Origin of the sequence: Hyalangium versicolor (assembly GCF_020103695.1) — a bacterium.
Taxonomy (GTDB): domain Bacteria; phylum Myxococcota; class Myxococcia; order Myxococcales; family Myxococcaceae; genus Hyalangium; species Hyalangium versicolor.
The window spans coordinates 51419-63956 of record NZ_JAHXBF010000021.1 but is presented as its reverse complement, the minus strand read 5'-3'; the positions used below and the strand labels follow the sequence as shown (position 1 = coordinate 63956).

Below are 12538 nucleotides of genomic sequence, written 5' to 3'. Positions count from 1 at the left end.
GAGGGGTCGACCCCAGGCTGTGGACGTCAAGGGCTGCGACGCGGGATGAAGATCCGGAACTTGTCCACTGCACTCCCCTCAAATGGAGCGTCGGGCGTGGCGGAAGAGTTGGGTGAGGGAGAAGTCGAGCACGGCCTGCCGGCTCTGCACCAGGTGGCGGGCGCGCACGAAGGGCAGCCACGCCTTGTCTCCCACGATGACGGCGGCCTCGGCTAGCTGGCGACGGGGCACCCAGGTGCCGCCCAGCGTGTGCACCATCACCATGCCCAGATAGGCGCCCAGAGAATCAACGAGCAGCTCCCTCTCGGCCTCGGGCAACTGGTGACCCCAGCCCCGCCACCACAGGAAGTAGTCAATCTGCGGCAGCGACTCGGGCGAGCCCTTCATCACCGAGGGCACCTCCGTGTGCAGCAGGGCGGCCAACTGTTCGGCGTACTGGTGCTCGTAGAGCCGGATGGCCTCGGGCACATCCGGCACATCCGGCTTGGGCGCCTGGTGGGCCGCGAGCCACTCGGAGGGCTGTGGCGGGTGGTACTGGTTGAGCCGCTCGACGTCCCAATGCTTCTTGTCCAGCCCCGAGCGCTGCAACGTGAGGGTGAGCAAGTCAGCAATGTCGGTGTCGAAGCGCGGCTCGACGGGGACGAAGGCCAGGCTGCGGTGGCGCAGGGTGGCCAGGGTGTCTTCCAGCTTCAGCTCGGGGCGCAGGTGGACCAGGGCACGTGCTTGAGCGAGGCGAGCCTCCTCCGAGGCGAAGTCGGCGGGTGTCGGGCGCGTCAGCCAGAGCACCGCTCCACCGGGCAGTTCCTCCAGGAGAAAGGCGGGCGTGGAGAGCATGCGCTCGCGGCCAATCTTCTCCACCATGTGCGGTCCGTACAGGTTGAGCCAGTGTACCCGGTCGATGCTCTGGGGGACCCGAGCACGCATCTGCTCGTCATCCATGTCCAGGAGCGCATCCGTACCGCTGTGAGCGAAACCCCAGGTGACAGGGAATTGGGATCCTAAAGCCCGCACGAGGTTCACGAGGTGAAGTGCTCGTTCTTCTCCCTTCCCCGGTTCGCCGAAGACGGAGAAGGGATGGACCCTGAGGACGATAGAGGAGCGAACATCCTCACGACCTTCGTGGAAGTCCAGCGCATACCAGTTCTCCTCGAACTGATCGCATAGGAGATGGAAAGAGGTGTGGTTCTGAAACGTGGCTTCATGAAGGCGTTCGCGCAGTTTCTCGCGCGAGTACTTCAACTTCCGCCGTTTGAGCGACATTCTCTTGGGACGAAATTCCTCCCCCGTGGACTCGAGGATCCCCAGCACCTCACCCAGGCCTTCGAAGCCCCGGTCCATGGCACTGGAGGGAAAACGGATCTTGAGAGTCAGGCCATCTTCTTGATTCCAATGGTCACGGAGCATGACGAAAGTGGAGTTCAACCCCCGCTGTGTCCGCAGCGCCTACCATCGCGTCTCTGAACTCCGGGAATTGGGGGATGAGTGCCTCATCATATACGAGATGCACACGAGAGACTCTGATTCGGCGCTCGAAGAGAGGGTGTCCTGGTCGGCGCACCTCTACTTCGCCCCCATACTTCGCCAGGGCTTCCTTTCCGTCAGCCTTCACCTGCTCTGCGGCATCGTCTCTGCTCATCCTCATGAAGTCCCGCTGCTTGGTGCTGATGGACTCCACGTGCGGCGTACCGTTCTTCAACGTGGCCTCGTCCACCGCCAGATCGTCAACGTAGTTCACCGAGGCCTGGCCCTTGTGCTTCAACCCCACGTTCGATTCGGTGAGTGGTTGCTTCATCCCTCTCAGCACCTGACGCTCCGCTGGTGGCAGCCTCACTTCCCCTCTCAGCAGCGCGGATACCTTGGCCTGAAACTCCATTGCCCGCCGGAAACGCGCTCGAAACACCCGGTAGCCAGGCCAGCTCAGCGGCGGCTTCACTCCCGCCTCCACACCGACCGGGGACGTCAACTCCGCGTAGCGCAGCTCCCAATACGATACGTACTCGCGCCACAGCCCTTCCTCCACCTCAGCTCCCGCAAGCGGACGCTCCAGCGAGGGCCTCAGCTTCTCCAACTCCTTCACCGCCGCCGGCTGCCTCGTGCCCACCTCCTGCGCCTCGGCCTCCACCAGCCGCGCCTCCATCGCGGATACTTCCCCCTTCAGCCCCAGCCTTCCTGACTCCAACGCGAGCCGCTGCGCTCCCACCCCCGCTGCTCGCACCTCTCCCGCTCCCAACTCCCGGGCCTGAACGGTGGGCGTCTCCACAAGCACCCGAGGCCCTCCCGCAGCTGCTCGCCCCTCCGCCGTGGCCGCCTTACCCACCGCTGACTGCAACATCCCCTCGGCCAGCATCACGTTGACCACCGCCATCACCACCGTGGTCTCCAGCCCCTTGCTGCGCGCCCTCTTCTCGAAGGCCTCGGCCAGCACCTGCCTCAACCTCCGGTTACCCGGCCCTTCCGCGGGGCCCAGCAACTCGTCGATGAAGCGCCACTTCGGCACGCAATCCGGCAGCTCCACCGCCGCGCACCTCAGCGAGTACACCTGCTCGGCCACATGCTCTCCCGTGGCCTGCGCCTGCCTCTCCAGGTTGCCGAACAGCTCCTTCGCCTCTTCGTGCCCCGGCACACCCTCCCGGAGTGACAGCTCGTACACGTGCTCCAGATGCTCCGGGCGGCGCACCAGCAACACATCCGTTCCGGGCAGGAATCCACCCTTCTTTGCCAGGTACTGGGAGAACTCGAACGCTGGGGGATGGGCTTCCCTCGGCGGCAGCGGGGCTTCCTCATCGCAAGTGCCCGCAAGGCAGGCCAACGCCAGGATCAGCAATGGAGCGCGCAGGTTCATGCGCCCTCCATGCTGCGCTCAGCCCCCTCCTCACGGAAGGATGCCCCAGGGAGGGGGGCCCACCACTGCCGTCCCCTCAAAGGAATCCGCACCATCCTGAGCGAGTCCCCCTTCCGTCCCAGGCCTCCCGAGGCCAGGTTCCGCTGCTTGTAAAATTCTCGCGCCACCCTTTCGGTCACGGGCGTTTGGCGGTGTAGACTCGATTTTCTCAAATGGGTGGTTCCACGCTGCCGCTCGCCCCGGACGCCTTCAGCGGCCGGAAGCTGGGCAAATACGAGGTGCTCTGCCGCCTGTCCACGGGCGGGATGGCGGAGATCTTCCTCGCGTCGCAGCGTGGTCTCGCCGGCTTCCGCAAGCTGGTGGTGCTCAAGCAGATCCTCCCCGACATCGCCGGCGAGGAGGAGTTCGTCCAGATGTTCCTGGACGAAGCCCGCGTCACCGCCGCCTTCAACCACCCCCACATCGCCCAGGTGTTCGACCTGGACGTGGCCAATGGCGAGCTCTTCCTCGCCATGGAGTTCGTCCCCGGCGCCACGCTGGTGGAGGTCGCCAAGGCCTGCCGCGCCGCCAACGAGCCCATCCCCGTGGGCTTCAGCCTCGAGGCCGTGCGCGACACCGCCCTCGCCCTGCACTACGCGCACACCTTCACGGATCCGCTCGGCCGGCCCTCACCCGTCATCCACCGCGACGTGGCCGAGAAGAACGTCATGGTGACGTACGAAGGCGTCACCAAGCTGTTGGACTTCGGCATCGCCAAGAACCTCGCGCGCAAGAGCCGCACGCAGATCGGCATGGTGAAGGGCACCAGCGGCTATATGTCTCCGGAGCAGATCCTCGGCGAGCCCCTGGATGCTCGCAGCGATCTGTTCAGCCTGGGCGTGGTGCTGCACGAGTGCCTCACCGGCCTGCGCCTGTTCCATGCCAAGACCCCCGAGGCCGGTGCCGGCGCCGTGCTGCACGGCCAGGTGCCCCCTCCCTCGCGCACGAACAAGGCCATCCCGCCGGAGCTCGACGCCATCGTGCTCAAGGCGCTGTCCCGCAAGCGCGAGGACCGATACTCGACGACGCTGGAGTTCGCTCGCGCCCTGGAGCGCGCCGTGGGGCCCCTCATCTGGCACCCGGAGCAGAGCGGAGAGCTGATCAGCCGCCTCTTCTCGGATCGCCGCGCGCAGACCCGCCAGCTGCTCATGGCCGGGCGCGCGCTGAGCGGCGACACCACCGGAGAGGTCAACCTGGCGCACATCCTCTCCCCGCCCGCAGCCGCGGAGCCCGCACCTCCTCCCGCCGAGATCACGAGCCCACCCAGCCTGCCGCAAATTACTCCCACGCTGCAGGCCCCTCCACGGGCGGCCTCGTTGACCGGGCTGCCCACGGTGAAGCCTCCCGCGCCGCCTCCGCAGGATCCGCCTCCGGCAAAGCCCGCACGAGAGGGCCCTCCGCGGCGGCCCACCTCCGGGCTCCATACGCTGTCGTCCCCCGAGGCCGCCGCCCGTCGTCCCGTGTTCGAGCCCCTGCCCCAGAAGCGCACGAGCACCGCGGGTGAGTTCGCCATGCCTCCGCCTCCTCCAGCGTCGGAGACCACCGGGCGCACGCAGCCAGACGCGGAGGCACTTCCTGAACCCTCTCCCTCCGAGACGCGGATCATCTCCACCCGCGCGGCGTCCATCGATCTGCCGCCACTGATGGATCCCAACGCGGAGGACGACTCGAACCCCGCGCTGCGCACCATGCTCGAGCGAGCGGAGCTCACCGAGGGAACCGTCCCCTTCATGGACAATCCCCTCGCCAAGGGTCCCTCGGCTCCCGCGAAGCAGGACGATGCGCCGATGCCCCCGGTGAGGGTCTCCACCGGCCGCGTGCGCCCGTCCAGCGATCGTCTCCCCGCAGCTGGTGCTCCCGGAGCCCGCCCTCCCCGGCGCCGCGCCCCCACGCCTCCGCCCGAGGAGGATCCTGAAGTCACCACCCGGCCCGTCCGCGCGGTGAGGATGGAGGAAGAACCCACCGCGGACACCAACGAGACGCTCGTCCCCGACAACGAGGAAGGGCCCACCCTCCTCACCTCGCCCACCATCACCGCCTTGTCTCCGGACAGGAAGCCAGGCCGGAGCTGGGTGTGGGTGCTCGTCGTGGGCGTGCTGGTGCTCGGTGCGCTGGGCGCGACCGTGGCCCTCGGGTTGGATGGCGGCCGCGTGAGCGGAATGCTCGGCATGGGAGCGCCTCCTCCCACTCCGGTGAAAGCCTCGCCGGAGCCCGTGAGTCCTCCTCCCAAGCAGGAGCCTCCGGCCATTGTACAGGCTCCCCCGTCTCCGCCTGCTCCGGAGCCTGCCCCTCCGTCCGCGGAGGCAACTCCCGCTGCCGCTGAGACGCTCGCTGCCGGAAACCCCAAGCCCCCCACCCCCACCGAGCCCGTTGCGCAGCCCACCTCGCCCACCGAGGCCACCCCTGCGGACACCGTGGCGTCCGTGACGCCCGCCGAAGCCGCTCCAGCCACAGGAGATGTCCCCAAGAGCGCGGAGGCCGACTCGGACTCGACGAAGAAGCAGTCCCGCCCCCAGACGAAGCGCGCACGCCAGAACGCCAAGGCCGCGCCCAGCGAGGGCGAGGAAGCCTCCACCGATGACGAGCCTTCCGCGGCCTCCTCGCCGGCCGGGGGCGGTCTGCTCACGCTCGTCACCACGCCCTACGCGAAGGTGTACCTGGGGCGGCGCTACCTGGGAGACACACCGCTCTTCAAGCTCAGCCTCCCGTCAGGCAAGCACTCCCTCAAGCTCGTCAGCGCGGAGGGCAAGAGCCTGCGCTTGCCGGTGGACATCAAACCCGGCGAGACGACGGCCCTGCGGCTCTCCCTGGATCAGCTCGACCCGAACTAGCCTGCCTGCTCTCGAGGGCTGCAATGGGTCCGGGGGCTCGTGCGTACAGCACAATGCCCCGAGGCTTCGAGCCTCCATTCTTCCCTTGGAGAGAGCCACCATGCAGAACCTCCGCGCCGCCCTGGTCGTCCCGACGCTCCTGCTGTCCTTCTGCGCCTTCGCCGAGGGCTCCACCCGTGAGGAGACCCGTGACGTCTCCGACTTCCACGGCGTCGAGGTGGGCGGCGGCATCAAGGCCCAGGTGACGATCGGCCCCAAGTCCGTGCGCGTCTCCGGAGACGACAAGCAGGTGAGCTTGCTCCGCACCGAAGTCGAGGACGGCAAGCTGGTCGTGAACATGGACAAGAAGTCGTGGGGGGAGAACATCTCCAGCAAGGGCGTGCGCGTCGTCATCTCCACCCCCAAGCTCACCCATGTGGGGGCCAGCGGCGGCGCCGAGGTAGAGGCCGAGGCCACGTCCGCCGAGTCCTTCTCTGTCGACTCCAGCGGCGGCAGCGAGCTCACCGTGCGCAAGCTGGACACGAAGCGCCTCGAGGTGGAGGTCAGCGGCGGCGGTGAGGTGACGCTGAAGGGCCGTGCCGACTCGGCCGAGGTGGAGGCCAGCGGCGGCGCCGAGGTGCACGCCAAGGAGCTCAGCCTCAAGTCGCTCGAGGTGGAGGGCAGCGGCGGTGTCAGCGTGGACGCCAACCCCTCCGAGAGCATCAAGGCTGAGCTGTCCGGTGGCAGCTCCGTTCATGCGGACAGCGCGCCCGCGCGCCGCAAGGTCTCCGCTTCGGGCGGCTCGCAGGTCGTCTTCGGCAAGGAGTAGCGCGGCCCGGCTGCCTCACCCGTCCAGGTTCAGGGAAGCCTCCTCGAGGCGCTGGCCCTTGCGATCGAAGACCTCCACGCGCAGCACGGGGGCCTTCCAGCTCAGCCGGGTGAAGTTGCTCACGTCCGTGTATCCCCCGTGCCGGGTGATGACGTAGTCCGCCTGCCCGTCGAGCACCCCGCGCGTCTCGAAGATGAACTCCGGAGGAGTGAAGGCCGGAGTGTTGAACGCCGAGGAGATGATGGAGTGCACGCGGAAGTCCGGCCGCGAGGTGCTCTTCAGCTCCGCCCAGAGCGACACGTGCACGTCGCCCGAGAGGAACACCGTGCGGTGCACACCCTGGTCCCGCATGAAGTCCAGCAGGCCCTGACGCTGGTGCTGGAAGCCGGCCCACTTGTCGTTGCGCTCGGACAGTGCCCAGCCGCCCAGCTTCACGTCCGGGAAGAAGGGCACCGCGGACACCACGAACTTCAGCCCGCCCGGATCCGCCTTCAGCCAGTCCTTCAGCGCCTGCATCTGGGTGGTGCTGATGATCTCCGGAGGCTGGGCGGACTTGTAGCGCTCGGTGCGCACGTCCAGCACGAAGAAGCGCGCGGGGCCCGACTGGAAGGTGTACCAGTACCGGGTGATGGCGTTGGTGAGCCCCTGCTCGTTCTTGCGCTCCAGCGCCGGCCCGTGCACCACCTGGTAGCAGCGGTACGCCTGGATCGCCGCCAGGAAGCGCGCCTTGTTGGCCGAGAGCTGCTCGGGCGAGAGCTTCGGATCCTGCAGCCGATCCATGGACCAGTTGTCTGCCAGCTCGTGGTCATCCAGCGTCATGTACGTGGGCACCCGCGACATGAGCTTGCGCAGGTTCGGCTGGGAGAAGGAGCGCTGGTAGTTGGCGCAGTACTGGGCGAACGTCTTGTTCGACGCCGCCACGTCCGCGTAGATCTGATCGCCCACCATCAGCATCAGGTCCGTGGGCCGCCCGCCTTCCACCTGCTCGAGGATCGTCCGGAAGACGCGATCGCCCCGGTCCGGCAGCCCGATGTTGAGCAGGTCCTCCAGGCCCGGCACCGGGTGGCGGCAGGAGCCGAACACCAGCGAGAGCTCCGGACTGCCCGGCGCACGAGCCGTGCGGAAGACACCCGCACTGGCCCCCTGCAGCTCCAACCCCACCGCCGGCACCAGCAGTTGCTGCTCCACGTCCGAATAGAAGAACCCCATCCGGTACGCGTAGGCCTTGCCCGACTCCAGCCCCGGGAAGTCCACGCTACCAGTGAAGTCGTCCTCGGGCAGCAGCTTGAAGTAACGCGCCTGGGCGGGCGTGGTGGAACCGCCCTCGAGCAAATGCGCCACGCCGTAGCACCGCACCCCTCCGCCCACCGGAGGAGGCTGGCCCCGGCCCCACAACCGCACCGTGGTGTCCGTCGTGTGTCCCACGATGGGACCCACCGTCACCGGCTTCACTGGAAACACGAGCGCCATCCGTTTCCCCTCCTGGGTGATGTCTACCTACTTGAGCGGTCAAGGTAGGAGACCTGATGGACTCCAAGCGGAGAAAGCGCCGACCTCCGTTGAAAAGCCCACGGGGATCTCATGGATAATGGACCGCGCTGGTCCTTCTTGTTTACAGATGTGCAGCACTTTTGTTTCCCCGCCCGATTTGACTGGAGTACCTGATGACCGCCCTCGCCTCGAAGCCCAACCCCATCTGGCATCAGAAGCCCCGGCCCCAGGTGACGACTCAGCGAGTCACGGCCCAGCTGGATGCGGTCATCGACCGGGTCCCTCAAGCCACCCCCGCGCTGCTGGCACCGCTGGCGGCCCAGAGCGCCGCGCGCGCCGCCGAGTTCCTCGCCACCGAGAGCCTCACGGGCGCCAAGGGCTATGACGTGACGCTGGTGGAGCACGGCACGAACCGCGCGGTGGCTTTCGCCACCGTATTGCAGGCCGAGGGCAGCGACTTCCAGAGCCGCACCCGCCTGGACCCCTCCGTGCTGGAGAAGTCGGCCTTCCTCACGCGCGTGCACGTGGCCCCGGACGCACCCAAGGGCACCTCGGCGGTGCTGCTCTACGCGGCCCTGCGCCAGGCGCGCAGCTGGGACCGCAAGATGGCCAGCTTCCTCATGGTGGATGACGCCACGCCGCTGGCGCGCCAGTACAACCTCGTCTCGCTCGGGGGCGTGCCGCGCATCGACGGGCCCGGCGGCCATGCCTACCGCGCCAAGTCCCAGCGCCTGGACATCGTGCTCCACCGCGCCTTCGAGGAGGCCCGCGAGGCCGGTCAGCCCGTGGTGCCGTCCTTCCTGGTGGCCGAGATTCTCGACACCATCAACAACCTGTTCCTCGACAAGGTGGGCCAGGCCAGCTTCTTCCAGGCGGTGGAGGCCGGCACCCTCACGCGCGAGCAGTACGTGTACTCGCTCACGCAGATGCACCAGTTCGTCCGCTACACCACGCGCCTTCTGGGCCGCTGCGTGGGGACCTCGCCCACCACGGAGCTGCGCACGCACTTCATTGCCCACCTGCGCGGGGAGATCAACCACGAGATCATCATCGAGAAGGACCTGGCGCACCTGGGCGAGGACGTGCAGTACGTGAAGGAGCTGGCCCAGGCCAACCTGCCCACGCGCGAGTTCATGTGCACGCAGGAGGCCGCCATCGGCTTCTACGAGGACCCCATCCTCATGCTCGCCGCGCCCCTGGCCGCCGAGGGCGTCAGCGGCCACCTGGGCAACCTCTTCATGGAGAAGCTCAACGGGTGCGTGGCCTCGTGGGGCGTGAAGGAGCCGCAGAAGGCCACCCATTTCCTGGGCTCGCACATCGAGTTCGACGGCGGCGATGACGGCCACTGGCAGGGCAACCTGGACCTGCTGGCCCAGCACCTGAAGACGGAGCAGGAGATGCGCCGCTTCCTGTCCATGCTCCGGGTGAGTGTGGATGCCACCCTGAAGCAGTGGGACAGCTACGTGAGCGACGTGGACCTGTTCAGCGCCCTGCCCCAGCCGTAGGTGGGATGGATTCCTTTCCAGGCCTTCCCTGTTGATGCAGGATGCAGTGGGTCAAGAGCCCCCCGCCAGGGCCTGGAGCGCGGCGTCGGGCTCCTCGCCTTCCTCGAGGAGTGAAGTCGTGTTGAACACGGCATTCAAGGTGGACATCATCGACCGGGTCATCTTCTCCCGGTGGCTGCGCCCGCCCTCCAAGCAGGACATTGAGGCCATGGAAGCCCACATGGCCATGGCCCACAAACGCTTGGGCCAGTCGCTGCTGTACGTGGGCTCCCTCGACTCGAAGGTGAAGGTCCCCAACGCCGAGGAACGCAACAACCTCAACGCGCTGATGAACGCCGCCCGCAACTACTGCGAGGTGGCCCACCTCATCATCGAGGGCTCGGACCTGCAGAACAGCCTGCAGCGCGTCATCATCTCCGGCATGCTCATCATCACCCGCACCTACGACAACTTCCTGTCGGTGCATAAGAGCGTGGAGACCACCGCCGACGACTTGTCCAAGCGCCTGAACAAGGACGCGGGGCCGGTGATCCGCGCGGCCAGGGATCGAGGCCTGGTGGTGTAACGGCGACCCCCCTGCCATGACGCAGGGCGTGCTCGCCCAGTCGCCGTGCAAGCGCTCCCTCCCGCTGCGGCTTCCTCTATCCTTCCTGTGAACGGGTGCCCCGGAAGTGACAAAAACCTCATGATGAGCCGCTTCCGCTAGACTGCGGAGCGTTGCACTGCCGATGAGTCGGGCTCCTGTTCCACGAGAACCCATGATGTCTTCTGAGATTGTTGACGCCGTCGTCGTGGGATGTGGCCCCGTGGGTGCGATCACGGCCAACTACCTGGGGTTGCATGGACTGCGGACGCTCATCATCGAGCGTGAGCTCCAAGAGAACCAACAGCCCCGAGCCTTCTCGTGCGACGACGAGACCCAGCGCAACTTCCAGGCCGCGGGCCTGGTAGGCGAGCTGGCCGTGGCGCTCTTTCCCTGCCAGTCCATGGACTACATCGATGGGCAGAAGCAGGTGCTGGGCACGGCGGCCTTCAGCGAGCTGAACTTCGGATATGGGCACCCGGCCCTGTCCTTCTTCAGCCAGCCGCAGCTCGAAGGCGTGCTGCGCCAGGGGCTCGGGCGCTTCCCCCACGTGGAGCTGAGGCTGGGCCACGAGGTGGAGTCCTTCACCCAGGATGCCGAGTGCGTCACCGTCCACGTGAAGGACCGGCGCACCGGCCGCGTCTCGCCCGTGCGCACGCGCTACCTGCTGGGCTGCGACGGCGGCCACAGCGACGTGCGGCAGAGGATGGGCGTGGACATGGAGGGCATCTCCTACGGCGAGCCGTGGATCACCCTGGCCTGCACCACCGAGACGCCCGAGCCCGTCTTCAGCTACTACGTCTGCGATCCGGAGCGCCCCGGCTTCGCCACGCGCGGCCCGCTCAATGAGATTCGCATGGACTTCCTGGTGCGAGAGAACGAGCGCTCGGACATCATCGACACGAAGGAGTTCGTCGACAAGCTGCTGGGGCAGTTCGTCGATCCGAAGCAGGTGAAGGTGACGCGCGCGGCGGTGTTCACCTTCCACAGCAAGGTGGCGGCGCGCTGGAGGGACGGGCGCGTGTTCCTGCTGGGAGACGCGGCGCACCTCATGCCGCCCTTCATGGGCCAGGGGTTGTGCTCAGGCATCCGCGACGCCATGAACCTCACTTGGAAGCTGGCGCAGGTGCGCCGGGGCGCGGCGGGCGATGCGCTGCTGGACACCTACGAGCGCGAGCGGCGGCCGCACGTGGTGAACATGATCAAGGCCACGCTGATGATGGGCCGGGTGTTCCTGTCCCGCTCGAAGTTCGTCGCGTCGCTCCGCAACGCGCTGCTCCGGTGGAGCTACAAGAACGTCGCGGGGGCGCGCAACTTCATCCGCGAGTTCAAGGCCAAGCCGAAGATGTTCATCCCGCAGGGCTTCATCGCCAGCGGCCGGTACAAGGACAATGCTCCGGAGGGTCAGTACTTTCTCCAGCCGAAGGTGGGGCTGGCCGGAGGCCGCACGGTGCCGCTGGACGATGTCATGGGCAACCGCTTCGCGGTGCTCAGCCTGGCGGATGTCACGGAGCCGGTGCGGCAGTCCGCCGAGGCGCTCGCCCGGGAGTTGGGAGGCGTTCCGCTGCGCGTGCTCCCCGCCGAGCGGGCCGCCGAGGCCGGGCCTGGAGACGTCGTGGATGTGGAGGGCAAGCTCGCGGCGTGGCTCTCCCGGTTCCACGCCGATACCGTGCTGTTGCGCCCGGATCGCTATGTCTATGGTGTTTCGCGGGGCTCGGCCATCGAGAAGCTCCGCGAGCAGGTACGCCCATTCATCCATCGCTCCGAGGCCGAGCCGGTGGAGGAGAGGCCGACACATGTTTCACTCACGTCGAATGCATGAAACCGAAGTGTCTCATGCAGGAGTCATGCGAGCCATGACCGCGACCAGCCAATTTGCTTTTCACTCTCAGAGGCATCGTGCAGGATGCGGCCCGTCTCGGAGAGCCTGTAGCCTGGTGCCTGGCGTGAGCGGAGCCGGGCTCGTCGCCTTCCTCGAAGGAGTGAAGTCGTGTTGAACACGGCATTCAAGGTGGACATCATCGACCGGGTCATCTTCTCCCGGTGGCTGCGCCCACCCTCCAAGCAGGACATCGAGGCCATGGAGGCTCACATGGCCGCCGCTCACAAGCGCCTGGGGCAGAAGCTGCTGTACGTGGGCTCCATCGACTCGAAGGTGAAGGTCCCCAACGCCGAGGAGCGCAACAACCTCAACACGCTGCTGAACGCCGCCCGCAACTACTGCGAGGTGGCCCACGTCATCATCGAGGGCTCGGACCTGCAGAACAGCCTTCAGCGCGTCATCATCTCCGGCATGCTCATCGTCACGCGCACCTATGACAACTACATGTCGGTGCACAAGACGATCGACGGCGCGGTGCCGGATCTGGCCAAGCGGTTGAACAAGGACGTGTCCTCGCTGGTTCGCGTGGCGAGGGATCGCGGCCTGGTGCAGTAGCG

Annotated in this window: 9 protein-coding genes; 6 read left to right on the top strand and 3 right to left on the bottom strand. The window is 67.0% G+C overall.

Annotation, left to right across the window (positions count from 1 at the left end):
• Positions 1 to 78 precede the first annotated feature (78 nt).
• Positions 79 to 939 carry a hypothetical protein gene (locus KY501_RS36670; protein WP_224368524.1) on the bottom strand — a complete coding sequence of 287 codons (861 nt, stop codon included), beginning with the start codon at positions 937 to 939 and terminating at the stop codon, positions 79 to 81.
• Between the two features lie 454 nt (positions 940 to 1393).
• Positions 1394 to 2842, bottom strand: a complete 1449-nt coding sequence (locus tag KY501_RS36665) for a hypothetical protein (RefSeq protein WP_224368523.1) — start codon at positions 2840 to 2842, stop codon at positions 1394 to 1396.
• Between the two features lie 212 nt (positions 2843 to 3054).
• Between KY501_RS36665 and KY501_RS36660 the strand changes: the two genes are divergently transcribed.
• Together KY501_RS36660 and KY501_RS36655 are read left to right on the top strand one after the other, a co-directional pair.
• A complete protein-coding gene (locus tag KY501_RS36660) occupies positions 3055 to 5712 on the top strand; it encodes a serine/threonine-protein kinase (protein ID WP_224368522.1) in 2658 nt (885 codons plus the stop codon).
• 100 nt (positions 5713 to 5812) lie between these two features.
• Positions 5813 to 6520, top strand: coding sequence for a head GIN domain-containing protein (locus KY501_RS36655; protein WP_224368521.1), 708 nt, complete (start codon positions 5813 to 5815; stop codon positions 6518 to 6520).
• 15 nt (positions 6521 to 6535) lie between these two features.
• On the opposite strand, the gene KY501_RS36650 is transcribed toward KY501_RS36655, so the two are convergent.
• Complete coding sequence (locus KY501_RS36650; protein WP_224368520.1) at positions 6536 to 7990, bottom strand: alkaline phosphatase D family protein; 1455 nt, start codon at positions 7988 to 7990, stop codon at positions 6536 to 6538.
• A gap of 194 nt (positions 7991 to 8184) precedes the next feature.
• Here KY501_RS36650 and KY501_RS36645 point away from each other — a divergent pair, with 194 nt between their 5' ends.
• The 4 genes from KY501_RS36645 (at position 8185) to KY501_RS36630 (ending at position 12536) form a co-directional block, all read left to right on the top strand.
• Positions 8185 to 9516: a TenA family protein gene (locus KY501_RS36645; RefSeq protein ID WP_224368519.1), complete on the top strand. Its 1332-nt coding sequence runs from the start codon at positions 8185 to 8187 to the stop codon at positions 9514 to 9516.
• Positions 9517 to 9634: 118 nt separating this feature from the next.
• Positions 9635 to 10081 carry a DofB protein gene (locus tag KY501_RS36640; protein ID WP_309243028.1) on the top strand — a complete coding sequence of 149 codons (447 nt, stop codon included), beginning with the start codon at positions 9635 to 9637 and terminating at the stop codon, positions 10079 to 10081.
• Positions 10082 to 10274: 193 nt separating this feature from the next.
• The gene (gene mhpA / locus KY501_RS36635; protein ID WP_224368518.1) at positions 10275 to 11921 is read left to right on the top strand and encodes a bifunctional 3-(3-hydroxy-phenyl)propionate/3-hydroxycinnamic acid hydroxylase MhpA; all 1647 of its coding nucleotides are present in this window, start codon (positions 10275 to 10277) and stop codon (positions 11919 to 11921) included.
• Between the two features lie 168 nt (positions 11922 to 12089).
• Positions 12090 to 12536, top strand: a complete 447-nt coding sequence (locus tag KY501_RS36630; protein ID WP_309243027.1) for a DofB protein — start codon at positions 12090 to 12092, stop codon at positions 12534 to 12536.
• The last annotated feature ends 2 nt before the right edge of the window (positions 12537 to 12538 follow it).